The sequence below is a fragment of the Bacteroides sp. L008 genome, from assembly GCF_040812255.1.
Taxonomy (GTDB): Bacteria; Bacteroidota; Bacteroidia; order Bacteroidales; family Bacteroidaceae; genus Bacteroides; species Bacteroides vicugnae.
Genome location: NZ_JBFNXO010000001.1, coordinates 976464 through 995370 on the forward strand (window position 1 = coordinate 976464; position 18907 = coordinate 995370).

At 38.9% G+C, this 18907-nt stretch carries 11 protein-coding genes and 1 pseudogene; 6 read left to right on the forward strand and 6 right to left on the reverse strand.

Translation table 11 applies throughout. The features are described 5' to 3' along the window. Nucleotides 1-15 precede the first annotated feature (15 nt). Nucleotides 16-1221 (reverse strand): glycoside hydrolase family 105 protein, encoded by a 1206-nt coding sequence (locus AB3G73_RS03985; protein ID WP_367742995.1) that lies wholly within the window; start codon nucleotides 1219-1221, stop codon nucleotides 16-18. 13 nt (nucleotides 1222-1234) lie between these two features. Further along, complete coding sequence (locus tag AB3G73_RS03990) at nucleotides 1235-3703, reverse strand: glycoside hydrolase N-terminal domain-containing protein (RefSeq protein ID WP_367742997.1); 2469 nt, start codon at nucleotides 3701-3703, stop codon at nucleotides 1235-1237. A 165-nt stretch (nucleotides 3704-3868) separates the two neighbouring features. Between AB3G73_RS03990 and AB3G73_RS03995 the strand changes: the two genes are divergently transcribed. From AB3G73_RS03995 to AB3G73_RS04010, 4 genes and pseudogenes are all read left to right on the forward strand, one after another. Continuing rightward, nucleotides 3869-4660: a head GIN domain-containing protein gene (locus AB3G73_RS03995; RefSeq protein WP_195650385.1), complete on the forward strand. Its 792-nt coding sequence runs from the start codon at nucleotides 3869-3871 to the stop codon at nucleotides 4658-4660. A gap of 186 nt (nucleotides 4661-4846) precedes the next feature. Then, nucleotides 4847-5461 (forward strand): DNA polymerase ligase N-terminal domain-containing protein, encoded by a 615-nt coding sequence (locus AB3G73_RS04000; protein WP_367742999.1) that lies wholly within the window; start codon nucleotides 4847-4849, stop codon nucleotides 5459-5461. A gap of 387 nt (nucleotides 5462-5848) precedes the next feature. Further along, on the forward strand, nucleotides 5849-7612 hold the full coding sequence (locus tag AB3G73_RS04005) for a helix-turn-helix domain-containing protein (protein WP_367743001.1): 1764 nt from the start codon (nucleotides 5849-5851) through the stop codon (nucleotides 7610-7612). Nucleotides 7613-7827: 215 nt separating this feature from the next. After that, a pseudogene (locus AB3G73_RS04010) lies at nucleotides 7828-8619 on the forward strand (ATP/GTP-binding protein); the annotation flags it as partial. 54 nt (nucleotides 8620-8673) lie between these two features. On the opposite strand, the gene AB3G73_RS04015 reads toward AB3G73_RS04010, so the two are convergent. From AB3G73_RS04015 to AB3G73_RS04030, 4 genes are all read right to left on the reverse strand, one after another. Beyond that, nucleotides 8674-10113, reverse strand: a complete 1440-nt coding sequence (locus AB3G73_RS04015) for a hypothetical protein (protein ID WP_367743003.1) — start codon at nucleotides 10111-10113, stop codon at nucleotides 8674-8676. A 7-nt stretch (nucleotides 10114-10120) separates the two neighbouring features. After that, nucleotides 10121-11743: a VPA1262 family N-terminal domain-containing protein gene (locus AB3G73_RS04020; RefSeq protein WP_342988636.1), complete on the reverse strand. Its 1623-nt coding sequence runs from the start codon at nucleotides 11741-11743 to the stop codon at nucleotides 10121-10123. A gap of 92 nt (nucleotides 11744-11835) precedes the next feature. Continuing rightward, the gene (locus tag AB3G73_RS04025) at nucleotides 11836-12834 is read right to left on the reverse strand and encodes a PD-(D/E)XK nuclease family protein (protein ID WP_259022898.1); all 999 of its coding nucleotides are present in this window, start codon (nucleotides 12832-12834) and stop codon (nucleotides 11836-11838) included. Nucleotides 12835-12902: 68 nt separating this feature from the next. Next, nucleotides 12903-13391: a hypothetical protein gene (locus AB3G73_RS04030; RefSeq protein ID WP_234132201.1), complete on the reverse strand. Its 489-nt coding sequence runs from the start codon at nucleotides 13389-13391 to the stop codon at nucleotides 12903-12905. Between the two features lie 939 nt (nucleotides 13392-14330). On the opposite strand from AB3G73_RS04030, the gene AB3G73_RS04035 reads away from it, so the two are divergent. Next, nucleotides 14331-17300 (forward strand): TonB-dependent receptor, encoded by a 2970-nt coding sequence (locus tag AB3G73_RS04035; protein ID WP_234132200.1) that lies wholly within the window; start codon nucleotides 14331-14333, stop codon nucleotides 17298-17300. Between the two features lie 20 nt (nucleotides 17301-17320). Beyond that, nucleotides 17321-18904 carry a RagB/SusD family nutrient uptake outer membrane protein gene (locus AB3G73_RS04040; RefSeq protein ID WP_342988638.1) on the forward strand — a complete coding sequence of 528 codons (1584 nt, stop codon included), beginning with the start codon at nucleotides 17321-17323 and terminating at the stop codon, nucleotides 18902-18904. Nucleotides 18905-18907 lie beyond the last annotated feature (3 nt).

The window sequence follows — 18907 nt, forward strand, 5'->3', positions numbered from 1 at the left end:
ATCCGTATCTAAAAATTATTTTTTCTCTGTCATTTTCTCATATTCAATGGCAGCCAGAATAAATGAACCGACCGATTTCGGATCATTCTCTATGATCGGTTCACTGATATAATATTCAAATGAGCCGTCACGGTATCTTTTCGAGTCTCCGCCCAATCCTGCCACTGCACAGCAGTTAGTGATTGTATAGCTACCATCTTCTTCAAGACGGGTGAATGTCTTTACCATTCCATCAAAGGCTTTCTTTGTCGGTTCGATATATTCGTTGCCAAGATATCCTTTATTGATAGCTTTGGCGAGAGTGTAGATAAACAAGGCAGTAGCAGATGACTCCAGATAATTACCTTCCCGTGCTCCCTGATCGGTCACCTGATACCAGGTTCCGGATTGAGGATCCTGATATTTCACAAGCGTTTTTGCCAATCCTTGCAAAATCTGTATAATGCTGTCGCGTCCGGCAGTTTCCTGTGGCAGGAAGTCCAGTACATCTACGATAGCCGCTCCGTACCATCCGATGCTGCGACTCCAGAAATTAGGAGAGCAACCCGTTTCGGGATTTGCCCATTTCTGTTCCCGGCTTTCATCCCATCCGTGATAATACAATCCTGTTGCAGGATCATAAGTCTTACTATTTATTAAAAGAATCTGTTTCGTTGCTTCGTCAAATAAAGCCGGTTCGTTGAAAGTGGCCCCATATTGAACCAGATAAGGAGAAGCCATAAAGATTCCGTCCAGCCACATTTGATGAGGGTATCTCAATTTATGCCAGAACCCTCCTTCACTGGTACGGGGCTGCTCTGCCATTTGTTTGCGCAAGGTATCCATGGCAATTTTATAACGTTCGTCTCCGGTCTGTGCATAAAGATCGAAAAGAATCTTTCCACCGTTGACGTTATCAATATTGAATGAAAGATATTTCATGGTTTTGATACGTCCGTCGGCATCAATCAAGCTATCCGCATAGATCTTGGCATAATCATAATATGTGCTGTCTCCGGTATGTTTCCATTCTTCCAACATGGATTTCACTACTAGTCCGTGGGTATATCCCCAACGTGGTTTCTTAGCTTTTTCAATCATCCAGGGTTCGGGGAAACGTTTCATTTCGGAGCGTGCCATGCGTTCACTCCATTTTTCCGTTTCTACTTTTTGAGGTGCTGTGCATGCCAGAAAACAAGTCGTTCCACAAGCTACCATCAGTTTTAATAAGTTTTTGTTCATATCGGTCGAGTTATTATTTTCCAATCAATACATATTCTTGTCCTGCTTTGGTAGGCAGATCATAGACATAAGTCTCTGCAATTTCCACCTTATTCAGGTTTGCCTTTTCGTTAATCAATGGTTCGGGAATAGTGGGAACGGCATAAAGAGGATTCGGGTTTTCACCTTTGGCACGCTTCAGACCCTTGCCTGTTAATGGGTTGAGTGAACGTAAGCGACAGTTACCTCCCTTATGAGATTTCACAACCAGACGGCTTACTTTCCCGTTTTTCCAGCTCAAATCAAGTTCGAAACCTCCACGTGCAATAATTCCTTTGATAGAACCTTCCTGCCAGACGGTAGGAAGTGCAGGAAGCAGATAAATAAAACCATCGTAACTTTGCATCAACATTTCTGCAATACCTGCGGCACAACCGAAGTTTCCATCAATCTGGAATGGTGGATGCGCATCGAACAGGTTAGGGTAGGTACCTCCTTTTTTCTTTTCATTGCGCACAAGGGTCAACTGATCTGTAATCAGTTTGTAAGCATGGTCACCATCAAGAAGGCGAGCCCAGAGGCAAACTTTCCATCCCATGCTCCATCCGGTCGACGGGTCGCCGCGATGAATCAGAGAAGTACGTGCTGCATCGAATAATTCAGGAGTACGATAAGGAGAAATCTGATTGCTGGGGAATAGTCCGTATAAATGAGAAATGTGGCGGTGTACATCTTTCGGGTCATCCCAGTCGAACATCCACTCCTGTAATTGTCCCCAATGTCCTACTTGCATAGGAGCCATTTCTTTGAGACGTTGGGCCAGGTGAGTGGCAAATTCCTGATCTGTGTCCAGTATTTGAGAAGCAGATATAATTGCTGTCCAAAGATCGAAGACCAATTGGTTGTCCATGGTGCATCCGGCAGCTGTAGTGGCTTTTCCGTCACTCCCCGAATGTACATTCTCCGGTGAATTACTGGGGCAGACTACCAACCAGTTGTGTACCGGCTCTTTCACCATGATTTCATCAAAGAAACGTCCGGACTCTTTCAGTATCGGGTAAACAGAACGCAGGAACTCAATATCTCCGGTGTATAGATAACGTTCCCAGAGATGCCGGCAAAGCCATGCACCACCACTGGGCCACATACCTGAAGGAGCTTTATCAACCGCCCCTGTGATGCGCCATATATCCGTGTTATGATGTAATACCCATCCGTTGGCTCCATACATAACCTTAGCCGTCTCTTTTCCTGTATTGCTAACCTCTTTTATCAAGCGGAATAACGGTTCATTCAACTCACTTAGATTCGTTACTTCTGAAGGCCAGTAATTCATTTCCAAATTGATGTTACAGGTATATTTACTGTCCCAGGAAGGGAATAATTTATCATTCCAGATTCCTTGCAGGTTGGCGGGCTGTCCTCCCGGTTGGGAAGAACAGATCAACAGATAACGTCCGAATTGGAAATAAGTGGCAACCAGATGAGCATCATTGGTGTTCTTGAAATTTTCCACACGCTTATCGGTTGGCACATTTGCATATTGGTCTTTTCCTAAATCGAGAGAAACGCGTGTCAGGTATTGCCGGTAGAAATCAACGTGGCTCTTTTTCGATTCGATGAATGGATGAACCATTGCCTTCTCCAAATAGTTTTTTGCCCGTTCTACTTGATTACCGGTAATGTCTTGATAATTATTGAAATTAGTCGCAATAGATACATAGATGATTGCTTCGTCGGCTTTCTCAACAGAAAGTATCCCATCGGCACAAGCTATTTCTCCACCTTTATTTTTAGCAGTCAATCTGCCTTGAAATTCCACTTTCCCTTTCAACCCCTCATGCAAGGAGGATACTCCTGAAAGAGTTACGCAGTTTCCTGCTTCAGAAGCGATCATTACGTCCTGGTGAGGCGAAGTCAGTTGAGCGTTAAATGTAATTTGTCCGGGACGATTGGCTGTCAGGCGCACCATTACTACCTGATCGGTAAATGAAGTAATCGTTTCGCGTTGATATTGCACTCCGTCTACTTCATAACGCACCATCACACGGGCTGAATCCAGACTTAACTCCCGATAATAGTTGGAATAACGGGTATGACCGGGAAAGGCAATTCGCAAATCACCGAAACTTTGATATGGCATTCCGGAATTCGTCTTTGCCATCACCTTTTCTGTAGCGAGAGTCTGTGCTTCCAGGTATTTTCCGGCAAAAACAAGTTCACGCACTTTGGGAATATACTCCAGCGCGTCTGGATTGGCGTTGTTATTGGGGCGTCCTGCCCAGATCGTTTCTTCGTTTAGTTGTATTTGTTCTGTCCCTGGTGTCCCATAAACCATGGCTCCCAGGCGTCCATTTCCCAAAGGTAGTGCTTCTGTCCATACCTGTGCCGGGCAGTCATACCATAGTTTATATTCTTGTGCAGACACATTCGTTTCCTGCGCATGAATGCAGCCCACAGACATCAGTACAAACTGGTACCCGATTAATCTTTTTTTATTCATTTCCATCTAACTGCTTTTATACTTTTATAAAAGGACGTTTAATGGGGGATTTTGTACCCACTATGCAGGTACTAAGAAGTAGGAATGATTTATTATTCTTTCAGTTGCCATACTTTGAAATATACTTCCTATATTTGTCAGTAGAATATTTAATAAGAAGAAATTATGAAAAGTTTTAATGTTACATCTATGTTAGTGGTGCTGATGTTCTTGTGCTTTACAGGAATACAGGCACAGACCGTTACTCCTAGTAAGAAATATATCACGAAAGAACTGAATAACGTGAGCAATTTCAGTTCAATCAGAGTTCTGGGTAGTCCCGACGTTGAGTATCGTCAGAGTAATGGTTCTAAAACAACAGTTTCTATATATGGTTCGGATAATCTGGTTGACCTGTTGGAAGTATCTACAGTAAATGGAGTGCTACAGGTAAATATAAAGAAAGGCGTTAAGATTCTTAGCGGAGAACGCCGGTTGAAAGTGATTGCCTCTTCTCCTTCATTGGATAATGTCGATATTAAAGGCTCGGCCGATGTATATCTGAAAGGTACTATCAAAGGAGCTGACTTAAATCTGAATATAACAGGTTCCGGAGATATTGAAGCTGAAAATCTGCAATACACCAATCTTTCCGCTTTTGTAAAAGGTAGTGGAGATATTGACGTGAAGAATGTGAAGGCCACTACTGTAAAAACGATAGTTAGCGGTTCCGGTGACGTGAAAATAAAAGGTGCCACTCAAATGGCTATGCTGACTGTGAATGGTTCCGGTGATATCAGTGCCGACAAGCTGACGGCTACTAATGTCGTTGCTACAGTTTCAGGTTCCGGCGATATATCTTGTTACGCTTCCAAACAGTTGGACGCAAAAGCCAGTGGCAGCGGAGATATTGAATACAAAGGAAGTCCTTCTATTGTAAATAAGCAAGGTAAGAAAGACTCAATTTCCGGCAAGTAAGAAATTAGATCCTGCAGAAAGCGGGTAAATATGTGCAATGTTACATATTTACCCGCTTTTTGCTATAAACAAACGTAAATACGGTTTTAAAGCCATTAAAATAGATGAATTCCGGCAACAAACAGATATGCTGATTGTTGTGACAATTAATCATTCGTTTTTTATTCACCTGAAAAAATACAGATTATGGCAAAGAATTCTCCCGATGAAGGAATAAGTACAAAAATGGTGGAAAAGCAGGCAGATCCCTCTTTCAGCAACCTCAAAGAGTACCAGGCAAAAAGACTATTCAGTGAGACTCCCGAACCGACGGCGGATACAGTGGAAACTCCAAGCCGGATACCTGTTTTTGTTGTCCAAAAGCATGAAGCCAGTCATTTTCATTTCGATTTCCGTCTGGAAGTGGATGGAGTGTTGAAAAGCTGGGTGGTTCCTAAAGGCCCTTCCATGAATCCGAAAGATAAAAGACTGGCTATACAAGTAGAAGATCACCCTTTGAGTTACGCACACTTTGAGGGAGTTATACCCGAAGGCAACTATGGAGCGGGTACAGTGGAAATATGGGATAGCGGAACCTATGCTTGTGTCGGTAATAATCGTAACATTTCCGCTGCCATTAAAAACGGAATACTTGAATTCAAATTACATGGTCATAAGCTCAAAGGCCTGTTTACCCTTATCCATACGAATATGGACGATCAGGACAGAGACTGGTTACTAATCAAGAAAGACGATATATTTGCAGTCACTCATGTCTACGATGCGAAGAATATTTCATTGTATGATGAGGTATTTCTGTGATATATATGTTCCTTATGGTTAAATGATACTCACTTACATATATAATTTTCTAATTATATACGTAGTTTTATGACTCAATAGAATCTATTGTTTTGATGATTCAATTAATTTTTTCATGATATTATGAGCGTATTATTATGATGAAAATAATTAACTAACAGAGGCTATTGGGGTAAAACGAAGACTTGATAGTATACCCCTCTTAATATTTCGGTAACAAAAGACATTGTTACCATTTTTGATAGAAAACACCCATTGTTTTTGTTGGAAACCACCTCCTGTGTGAACGTTGAAAAGTTTATACTTGCATCGGATTTTAAGCACGTTAAAAGATTATCAGGCGTGTTTTACGAAAGGTGTAGAATATTAATCAAATCCGATATTAGTATGAATGATTGTTACCTGAATTTATTAGTAAGCTTCCGAGCTTTATCCTCTTCAGATCCTGGAGCCAATTTAGTAAACAGCAAACAAACTATTGGCATCATTTTACCCGATTTGTCGTTGCTTGGATATGCGATCCCTGTGGAAAGTCTCGGTATTGGACTGTTTGTGATTCTATTTGCGTATCTTATAATAGAATACAATGTGCAGTTATTATCGCATGAAAAATTTAAGATTGCCATGAACATGCTCCATACAGCACATACACCGTTAATATTGCTGCGGAATCAATTGGAAGAACTCAAAACAGGCAACCTCCCTGAACCTCTTTCCCAACAAGTGGAAGAAGCACTGGGATATGCCGAATGTATCATATATTGTAACCAGAATATTGCAACTCTAAATAAAGTAAATAAGAGAATTCCTCCTAAAACGTCAACGGTAAATTTGGAACTTTCCACTTATGTTACTTCCATTGTCAATCAATGCCGGGCTTATGCCAACTCCCGCCAGATACAGCTGACTGTTGGTGAATGTTCGGATTGCGTCAGTTGCAGGATAAACGAAAACATAATGACTGCAGCACTTCAACACCTTATCAACAAGATGATTTTGATTTCCGATTCAGGCTGTTGCATATCAATCAACGTAACCCACACAATAAATTCTTGGCAGTTGCAGATTAGCAATAACGAAATAGCCGGGCAAAGAACAGAGAAAATGTTTCCCTTTATTCCTATTATATTTCCCGTGTATGGATATAGTGATTTATGGACGGTAAGAAAAATCATCCGTCTGCATGGCGGAAAAATAACCGGATGCAGACATGGTAAAGCAGCTACTTTTCAAATCGTCATTCCGACAGACTGCCGTTGTCAGAATCAGTCATGCCCGGTATTGAGACATTCTTCTACAAAAACGAAGACTCCAACAAATGACTCCTGCGAGAGTCCTAAGAGCAATAAACAAAACACTAAAGCGAGAGAAACTTCCCATATCCTATTAGTAATGGCAGATAAGTTATTCAGTGATTATTTAAAGAAAACCTTATCACGCTATTTTCAAGTTTCAGTTCTTGATAATCCGGAGCTGTTAATGGATACGGCTATCAGTCAAAATCCTGATGCTATCATTATTGACGACAATGTGAATGGAATAAGCGGAGATATACTTAGCACTCAAATTAAGGAAGATAAAACGATAGGATACATACCAATCATTCTTCTATTAAGAGCCTTTGATAACGAAAGCTATTTGTCACATTTAGGGAGTGGGGCAGACCGTCTGGGATTGCGTACGGAAAGCATTTGTAAACTTAGGGCAGACATACGTATGCTTGTCGAAAACCGCATGGTCTTACGCGAACGGATCAGGCTGTTTCTGTCAGATGCCATTTCTCCGATGATTTCCACAAAAGCCGAAATAGAAACAGAAAATGCCGACCGGAAATTTATGGATAAAGTCAATGAAATCCTGGAGAAAAATCTCTCTACTGATAAATATACAATAGATAAATTAAGCGTTGATATAGGCATGAGCCGCACTGCTTTTTATAATAAGATAAGAGAGATTACGGGCAACCCTCCCGAAAACTATATCAATTCATTCAAAATGGACAAAGCACTTAAATTGCTGGCCTCCCAGCAGTACAACATTTCGGATATTGCAGGTATACTGGGCTATTGCGATGCCAAATACTTTGGAAAGAAGTTCAAAGACTTCTATCATGTATGTCCGTCTGATTATATAAAGAGTATTGTAGGATAAAAGAGTATAGAAAAAGAGGGTGCTTGTACACCCTCTTTTCTTTATACCTTTTTACGCTTTTTCTCTTTGACTGCAAATCTTGTTTTATACAGAATGATATCCCCCGGGTTTTCTGATTAGATATCTACCCAATTCAACAGGCTTTTGTGTCATGAACGTCTGGCCTTATTAAGAGATTATTTGGCTTCTAAATCCAATAAGATGAGACTCGTGTAAGGTATGGCTTTGATTATACATTGCGACAAATAGAGCGCGAGTGGTTGTTTATCAGTAAAAAGAATAAGAAAGAATTGCCTTATTTCGTACGTGATGAAGAAGGTATTGGCGTTGATGAAATGCTTTTTGCAGAAGGTATAGGTTGGGAAGAACGAACAAATGATAATCGTTTGTTCCTGTCATTGGTAGCTCAGCTTGGTGGAACTATCAGCAAAAATGTTTTAAATTTTTTTAATTCTGGATACAATGTTATATCTGGATTGAATAGCCAAGGTTATGAGGGCTTGACGGAAAGACAATTTTTGAATAAAGAAGCAGAATCAGTTGATGCTTTACAATTCTTCAAAGATTTGCAGCTAGGTTTCATCGATATAGAAACCGATGAGCATGAGATAGAAAAAGGCAGAAAAGCGATAGATGTTTTTACTGTGCATAATATATATAATAAAGATGGAGAAATAACAGGTAAACAACTTTTTCGTTTTGATTATTGTGAATCACAAGGTACACAGAAACTTTTCGAACTGGCAGGACCGTTGTTTGAAGCTTTACGTCATGGTCGGTTGTTGGTGATGGATGAATTGGATGCTAAAATGCACCCATTGATTTCTCAACATATAATCAAACTGTTATGGTTTACAGAGAAAGATAAGGCTGAATCTACAGATTTGTACAGTTTGATGCATATAGTGTTACCTGACGGAACGAAGCCGAGAGGAGATGGTAATCTTGAACGTAATTATATAAAAGGACGTTATGGTGCCGTTCCTTATTTAAGTACTATTGAATAATCTTTTGTAACTATGGGAAAGAAGAAGGAACTTTAAACAGAAAAAATGAAAATCCTATTTCTTATGTAAAACTTGCGATATGATTTCTTTTTGTATATTCTCATCAATGATTTCCATTTTTATTTTGTTCAGGAATTCCATTTCTCCTTCCTTGTGTTTCTGATTGATGATAAGGGCAGCTAGTATCAGTACATGTTTGTAATATCGTTCTATAAAATGTTTATTATCGCAGACATGTATTTGGCGAAATAGACTTTCTGTGACTTTATTCCAAAATAACTCTCGTTCTATTTCATCATTGAAAGCTTCAGAAGCACTAACAAGCAGTAGTTGGCAGCAGAAGATGAAACATTCTGATTGTAACTTGTCATAAAGATTATTCTCTGACGTCGCATTCCATCCCTCATACACAATATGGCATAATTTCGATTCCTTTTCTAATAATAATTTGCCAGAATTTCCCATATGTGTTATTGCATTGATTATTGTATTGAGATTAGCAATACTGTTAGAATCCAGTGTTGGATACCATTTATTTGTATTATTCTTTATATTATTAATGATAGTCTTTATAGCCGATTCTAACTTAGATACATTTGGCTCTTCATCATTGAGGAGTATATCTATCACGAGTACCAAGTAGTCAAAGTCTCCCGTATCTATATCCCAATAGGTTGCATTATACTTATTAATAATATAATCCTTTATTAATTCAGTTAACTTATTATATGCTTCATAATGCACATCTTTCCTGCTTTCTCTTTGTTTCAGTTTCAGTGTTGCTGCCCATCTGGTTAGTTCCTGTTCCGTGAAACATATTTGTAACTTTTCAAACATCACTTTTATATGATCTTTTAAATGAGCCTTCCAATCATTGTATTTGAGCTCACCTTGTCTTTGAATTTGAAGAAATCTCTTATCATAATCATTGTCTTCATTCAGTGTATAAGAATGGAGATTTACAGACACTTGTTGACTCCATTCGAACCAATATTCTCTTATCAAGGCAGCCATCGTTTTAGGATATTCGAAATGGTATTTTTCAAGATTATGAAGTATTGCAAGAAAATGTTGCTCTGCTTTAAGTTCCATAATAAGTACTGATTGCAGAAATAAATGTTTTAAGTTTTGTAGTAGAGTGAGCCATTGCAAATAGTTGCCTTCTCGTAGTAACCTGTTGGAAAGTATATAATATTCACTAGGTAAAAGTATATAGCAGGAGTAACAATGATATATTTGTGAAACATCATTTTGCAGTTCTTCGTCACTTTTTCCTGATAATAGATAATTGAACGTTCCTTCTTTGCCATGAGCACAAGAATAGGAATGTTTGAGTACATCGTCAGAATCGAATGTCATGTTATTGTAAAGTACATCTGCTATTGATTTTGCTTGCAACTCTTCTTTATTATATGTATGTGGGGCTTCCTTCCATTTTATGACATTACATAATTCATGGAAGTTTCTATTCGGAATTTCAATATCCAGATTCATAATGTTTTTATTTAGCTAATTGAGATTTCAGTGAGTTCAAAACTCTGGTCAAATGAGCAATATGTTTTAATAGTTTCCCTTTCGGGCTTGCATTGAGCTTAACTTTGCGTTGGATATAGCCGTCAAGTGACTCCGAGTTTTCTGTGTCATTCCACCATCGTTCGAAGTTCTTACGCATATATTCTAAACTACCTTGTGGTATCTTGCAAATAGAAGATGCTCTGTTACCGAACTCATTTAATGAAGAACCAATAAGCCAGCCACAATCATCAATGATAATGAAACGATCGTGAATAGACAGATTCTTAGTAAGCGAACGACATTCTGCCACCTCTCTTCCCACTTTTCTATTGTAATAGTTGATGCAATCGTTCAGTTTCAATAGATAGTCTTCGGAATCCGGTGAACTTATATTACCTAGCTGTTTCTCGCTATTGATAATTTTTACTTTTACGTCAAGTTTTTTCATAAAGAATATGTACTTTTCGAAATCTTCTTTCTTGAAATAAGGATCACAAATGAGACATTCGTTTTCTGCAGAGTCGAGTAGTTGCATGACATATTCTCTTGCCTTTTCTTTATTTTCTTTATTCTGATTAGTATCTGCACTAAAAAATACAAACTCCATGTGTTTTTCATTCAATTCAGCTAAACAACGTGACTCATCATTAGCGAGATTATCCTTTAATTTTTTATTTGACTTCCTTTTTTTCTTACCATTCAAGACGATTTTTGTCACAGTTACAGTTCTTTTGCTGCCATCTGATTCACTTTTCTCCAGTTCTATTTCTTTAGATGAAAAAGTTTCATAACTGAATTCTTTTCCTAGAAAAATGACACGTTTATTCATCCAAATCAGTTCACCATTGTTATTGAATATCTTTATGCCAACTTGCAGTGAGAAGAATGGTAGCGGAATAAATATATTCGCAGATCTGCAATCAATAACTGTATCCGTTTCGGTTATGATGTTACTTTCATTATCATACTGCGTTATTCTCACCTTTAAAGAATCTACATATGGTTTCCTGAATTTCATTTGCATGTAAAGTCCATTTGGTTTTTCAGATACCCGAAAGTCAATATTCCGAAATATCTCATTATTATGTAGGATATATACATTACCGATATGGCTGGTATATTCCATAATGTCATATCCTAAATGTTTCTTTGTGAGATATGAGAGTTTTGGGAGCAAACCTTTCAACTGAAGTTCCTTCAGCATTTGAGAATTAGGATCAAAGAAACCTTTCAGTCTGAAAGAACATTTGCGTTTAGGTAATATATCCGGTAAAGTAATCAAGTCTTTTTTCTCCAATTCTATAAATAGCTTTCCTAGGGGATTACCAGAGGGGTATTGCCCAAAAGAATCATTCAAAAAATAAAGAGGCATTCCGTATATAGTAATTTCATCCATAGGAGCTTGAGGTAGAATGTCGGTATCAATATCCTCAATTAGTAGTCCGGTACGGAATGGAGCATCATCTTTACCACGATCGAGGAAACTTTTTCTTGACATTGATGGATTGTAATCCTGCATATCATCCAAAATATTCTCAATAACAGTAAGTATATTGTAATACTTATTCTGTTTTATGTCTTTAAGGTATAATATGGTTCGTCGTATCATATTGAGTGTATACTTTCATAATCGTCTATTTTGCATGAGCTTTCATACAATCTTCCATTTTTTGAATTACTACATGGGTAAGTCTCTGGATTCTATCCGGAAAAACATGATAGCTGAACACGAGGCAAAGGCCGATCTTTACCATCAGAGTTATAAGATTTTGAGACACCAATATAAAGATTCTTCCAATCCGAATCTCTTCCATCATCTCTCGTTATCGTTATATAGTGAGACCAATTTGGCTTTTTGAATAATATAGCCGGACCTTCATTCCCTTTTTTGACTTCAAAAAACAATCCCATTTGGGACGCAAATTTACCTAACGGTTTAAATACGAATTCATTCCTTAATCTATTGCTAATTTCAGCTCTGTTATCCATCAAGGCCACAACAGCCTCTATATTATTGATGGCTAAATTTACTATTTTATCACTACTATCTTTATTCATATCTTGTCCGGTTATTTGTTTAATAAGTGTTATGTACTGGGAAATAGTCTCTCTTGCCAACGGTTTGTCGTATGCTAACATTACACACTGCGACAGCCAATGGAGAATATGCTCATCGTATGAGATACAATGATAGTCCATCTCTTCGTTTCCCAATGAATCTTTACTTGCCTCATGACCGTCAAGTGTAAGATAAATCAGTTTGAACCCTTTTGGAAAGTGTTGTTTTCCATAGTTGTTGTATCGCAATAACTGATGGTGTTGATCAATAGCATATATTTTATTCTCAATGATAACTGCATGTTCGCCATCCTCTAAGATTATATCAATGCGCCCACCAGTGGACTCTGTTCGCTCACCAATATATCGTTCGACTATATTGCTTTTACAATTGGAAATATAATCTTTGTTTAAGCCAATAACTGCAAGGAATTCTTTAAGTAGAGCATCTTTCAGTCCATGACTTCCGTTAGGATTTAACAATTCTGCAAGAAATGCGGAATGTAATCTTACCTCATCAGACCATAGTCCAAGCGTGTTGAAAACGTTGAAGTAATCTCCATTTCGTTGCTTCTGTTTCATCCGTTCTTGCTCGACAAGACAAACTTTGCCTATTTCGATTAAAAAATTATTCAATTTCATACTTTAGACATTTTGTTGCACACAAAAATAATAAAAAACGGTCCATTTTATATGGAACCTATAAATTATCACATGTTTTTCTCCTCCTTCACTATCTTTCTCCACCTCTGAAACGCCCTCATTAAACTTTCTTCTTCCACTAACTCTACCATATTATAATGTGCGACGAAAGTTTCCATTGATTTTTTGAACATGATGCCGTGGCAGTATTTATTTTCCAGAAGAAATTCATAAAGTTCGGCCTTCATTTCTACTTCCATTGCTTTTTCAATGATAAGTGCACTGTCGTGACCTATATAATTATATACATTTGGATTTTTTCCGTTTCTTGGGTGGGGGAGAGTAAAGGTGATATTTCCGGTTTCGTGCCATGAGGCATTGGGAGGGTGTGGGATGGAAAGTTGGTGGAGGAAGTGGTAAAGAGGCTGGGTGTCAAGAAGATGGATGGCGGAAGGCGAGGAGGAAAAGCGGTCTGGAGGTACGTCAAGGTGATTTTTATAGCGCACGTACATGTAAGCCGCTAGATAGGGCTTGATTTGGAAAGTAACTGTAATCATTGTTTTTTAGATTTTATTTGTAAAATATTTATCAGAGTAGTACCATTTTTAATATTGGCATTTGCATTATTGTGTTGAGAATTTTCTTATAAAAGGAAGGTACGAGAGAATGCTTGTGTAATGATTTGAATTTCAGGTGGTTACATAAGTGGTTTTTGGTTTAAAACCAACGGGTCGTTCCTTTAAAAGGAACGACCCGTTCGACACCGAGGAATACCCCGTTGGTTTTAAAGCAACGAGGCGCTCCTTAAAATCAAGAGATAAAACTATAGTAAATCTCTCAAAAAATTGAAATCGTGAAATAATCTAATCTATTTCAATGTAAAGAAATTGTATCGCTATGTGTTTGAGTGTTTTTATTTGTATAAAGAAATATACCGAGTGTCATATATGGAGAATTTTCAGATAGTACCTATTTAACATAGTTTAAACGAGACTCTTTTATAATTCTGATTTTATTTTATGTTTAAGATCAATTTGAAATTTAATTATAATATTGATGAAAGGTTTGATAGGAGGTTAATTGAGCTAAAATGGCTATAGCGTACTTCATTAAAAGAAAAATCACCAAGTTCTATCAGAACTTGGTGATTTTTCATACCCTATTTATATTAAAATAAGTGTATAAGTTATTAAAATGTAAATTATCAATCTTTCTCAAGTTGTATTTATTAACAATTCCTTTTTGGTATCGTTTAATGGAACAAAAGTATATATTCTTTTTGCAAAAAACAACGAAAAGACATATTTTTTTTGCGAAATCGTTATATGGATTGATCGAAAAAGTAAAATCAAGCAACATTTCTCCCCTAGATAACATATTTGATGTAAAAACACAACAAAAGCAATGAATCTTTATTAAGTTCTGATAGAACTTAATAAAGTGTGAAAAGTGAGTTTAATTGTTTTAGGGCTATTTAATAACTTAAAAAGAGATTTATGAAGAAAAAATTAGCGCTGCTATTTGGATACCTTTTTATAGGTATCGGGCTGATAACAGCTCAAACGCAGAAAGTCACGGGGACTGTGATTTCCGATGATGACAAACAGCCTGTTGTAGGGGCTTCGATTGTCATAAAAGGCACAAATTTAGGTACAATAACAGACGTGGATGGTCGTTTTACTTTGCTAAATGTACCAAATTCAGCAAAAATAATACAAATCTCTTATATAGGTATGAAAACGGAGTCGGTTTCTGTACAGCCGACTATTAAAGTTATTTTGAAATCTGATGCACAACTGATGGACGAAGTTGTGGTGGTGGGCTACGGTTCGGCAAAGAAACTTGGTTCGGTAGTAGGTTCTGTAACAACAGTAAATAATAGTAAGATAGCCAATAAACCTGTGGCCAATGCCGGGGATGCATTGCAAGGACAGGTTGCCGGTTTGCAGGTTTTTACTCCTAGTGGGGAACCGAGCGGAACTGTCGTAATGAGATTGCGTGGAGTAAGTTCGATCAACTCAAATACAGAACCTCTTTTTATTCTCGACGGTTCACCTATCTCCTCCGGTGCATTTACTGCATTAAATCCGAATGACATCGAAAGCATGACTGTATTGAAAGATGCGTCCTCAACAGCCATTTATGGATCCCGTGCTGCTAACGGAGTGGTAATAATGACTAGTAAGAAAGGTAAAATGGGACAGAAAGCCCGTGTAACCGTTAATGCGCAATATGGCTGGTCTAAAATGACGGGAGACAATATCGAGATGATGAACAGCGAACAATGGCTCACTCTGCAGGAAATGTTGGACCCGGGGAAAGTATATGATACGACATTCCAAAAACGGAAAAAGTTCTATGTAGATAATGGTATATCGACAGACTGGTCGGACGTCTTTTTCGGAGATGCAGCTCCTACCCAGCAATATGATGTAAATGTGGTCGGTGGCTCTGAAGGTATCAACTATTATGTCTCATTCGGTCACTATGATACGGATGGAATTATGGATGATTCATCCCTGCGTCGTGAGACTTTGCGTAGTAATGTAGAAGTGAAGGTGACCGATTGGCTGAAAGCAGGAATTAATGTGAACCTTTCCTATCAGAAATATAATACAACCACTTTCGGTACGGAAGCCAATAGCGTTTATAATAAAGCATATGCTGCCCGCATTTATCGTCCCGATCAGACGATGAATGAAATATTGACCGATGAAGAAGGTAATTTTACAGGTTATGGCAAGCGACTGGATCATTTAGACGATATGGGATACTATAATCCGTATTATCTGTCAGAGCTTCAGCCTAACGACCGGAGTACGGTACGTATCAACGGTAATACCTTCTTTAATATAAACCCGATAAAAGGATTGAATATCCGTACTTCACAGGCAGTAGATGCTTTTGATTACCGCAACTCTCATAAAGCATATCCGGAAGGACCATTTGAGGGAGCAGGAGTAGCATCCGAGTCTTTTGAACGTTATTATTCATTTACTTTTACCAATACGGCAGAATATAAGTTCAGTTTGTCGGGTGCACATCATTTTACGGTATTGGCGGGACAGGAATCCATCATAACCAAAAATGAGAATTTCTCGGCGACTTCTAAAAAAATGGTAGACAGCCGGATGATGCTGATGGCAGCAGGAGCCGAATCAGAAGTACCCATACACTCAATGTATGATAAAGTATTCAATTCCTATTTCGGTACAATCAGCTATAGCTTTGCTGACCGATACTATATTGATTTGGCAGCACGACGTGACGGTTCTTCTTTGTTTGCCAAAAACAACCAATGGGCAAACTTCTATTCATTAGGAGCCATGTGGGATATGAGAAAAGAAGATTTTATGCAGAATATCTCATGGTTGAACAGCTTGCAGTTGAAAGCGAGCTATGGAACAACAGGTAATTCCGGTATCAGTGCCTATAACGCTTTGGCATTGGTTGGCTCCGGTTTGCTGTATAACGGGCAGGCAGGTATTGCTCCTTCCACCGTTGGGAATGATAACCTGACATGGGAAAGTATGAAAACACTGAATATAGGAATCAGCACAAGGGTGTTTGACCGTTTTTCTGTGGATTTGGAATTCTATAACCGTCAGACAGAAGATATGCTGATGGCGTATCCGTTGTCATACACTACCGGACATGGCAGTAGTGTGGAAAATGTGGCGAGTATGCGTAATCGTGGCTTTGATATTACACTGGGAGTGGATATTCTGAAAACAAGAGACTTTTCATGGAGTGTTTCCGGAAATTTGAATTATAATAAGAATGAAATAACCAAACTGTTTAACGGGTTGGATGAATATACCTTACCCGATACCGGTTTGAAAATGAAAGTCGGTAAACCTTGGGGAGAATATTACTATGTAAAGTGGGCGGGAGTCGATCCGCGTGACGGATATAATATGTGGTATGATAAAAATGGAAATCTGACGAAAAGTTATTCCGAAGAAGATGCCGTTTTTATCGGTAAGCAACGTTACGCACCTTGGTCAGGTGGTTTTGGCACCCAATTCGGATGGAAAGGGATTTCCGTCAGCGCGGACTTTTCCTTTATGCTTGGCCAGTATATGTTGAATAATGAACGCTTCTTTACAGAAAATCCGACCTTCGCGGGTTCGGACAATCAAACCGTGGAAATGCTTAATATGTGGCAGAAACCGGGAGACGTAACCAGAATCTCTACTCCGGATTCTCCGATGCAGTTTGACACGCATTTGTTGGAAAATGCCTCATTTATGCGTATGAAAAATCTGACTGTCGGATATACTTTCCCTACCAAGCTGATTCAGAAAACCGGAGTAATCAGTAATGCCAGAATCTATTTTGTAGGACGTAATTTGCTAACTGTGACTAAATATAAAGGATATGATCCGGAAGTGGACAGTAATATCCAGTTGGGTAACTACCCCAATACCAAGCAATACTCTTTTGGCGTCGAACTAACTTTCTAAAAACATAAAGAATGGTGAATATGAAGAAAATATCTATAATAGCATTGACTGTACTGACACTTGGAATGACTTCCTGTGATATGGATAAAATGCCATATGATGCTATTCCGACAGAGGAAGCATTGACAACCATAGTCGGTTTTGAAGAAGCGCGTGCCGGTATCTATTCTGTATATCTGGGACTGACTGGCGGCAGCTATGTGCTGGTGCCCGAAGTTCAGGCGGATGCCTTTAATGCAGTGGCGGATTTCTCTAATAAATATGGTGAGTTGCACCGTTGGACCTTCGAGAGTACCAACTCTGCTATAGAAACAATTTGGGCAAACTGTTACGCTGCTATCGGACGTGCCAATTTCTTTATCGACGGAGTAGACAAGATAGATGAGAATCCGGAGATTGAGTTGACTGAAATCCAAAGAAAGCAGATTAATGTCTACGAGGGGGAAGCTTATTTCACAAGAGCATACTGCTACTTTTATCTGGCAACATTATTTTGTCGTGATTACAATGTGGCTACTGCAAGCAGCACTCAGGGACTGCCGCTTCAAGTGAAATATGAACCCAAACTTTCTGCTACCCAATATCCGGGACGTTCTTCACTGGAGGATACTTATAAACAGATATTAAATGATCTGGAAGAAGCTGAAGAGCGCATAGAAACGGCCAAAAATGGTATTGCTGATTATGACAGATATATCAACGGCGGATATGTGACCGTGAATACAGCTCCCAAGAACTGCGGAAATTATATTACGATAGATGTGGTGGCGGCTCTGAAAGCACGCGTTGCCCTGCAGATGGATGACTATGAAAATGCTGCGAAGTATGCGGGTGACCTGGTTAATTCAAACAGATATCCATTGTCGAATACAGCGAAGGACTTTGAAAGTATATGGAAGGATGACAAAGGAACGGAAACCATCTGGCAGATTGCCATGACCAGTGCTGATGACGCCGGTGTCCCTTTAGGAACTATTTTTATCGGTTATCCGACCACAAAGAAGGATTATATTCCTACACAAAGACTGATTGACTTATATAATGAGAAAGATATCCGGTTGGCCACTTATTTCGGGAAGTATCATTTAACCGTATCGTCCGGTAATGCAGCGGATATATATTTCTTTAATAAATATCCGGGTAATGAGTATTACAATGCATTAGGAAGTGAAACACGGTATTTGAATCAGCCGAAACCATTCCGCATTGCTGAAATGTATCTGATTGCCACTGAAGCCAATGCAAGGATCGGAACTGCGGCATCTGTGCAAAAAGCGAATGATGCTCTGAATGCACTAAAGAAAGCACGAATCGAGGGACTGGCTGATGCGACCTACGATCAGGAGGCTTTGCTTAATGAAGTCATGAACGAACGCGAACGTGAACTGGTGGGTGAGGGCTACCGGCTGATGGACCTGAAACGTTGGGGAAAAGGTGTGAAACGCGGAAAAGCACAAAGCAAAGGGTTGATACTTTTCCCGGGACAGGCAAGCACTGACGGACTGGATAAACCTGCTGATGACCAGCGGATGCTTTGGCCTATTCCTAAAGCTGAAATGGACGCCAATCCTCAACTGGCAGGTCAGCAGAATCCGGGATATTAATAA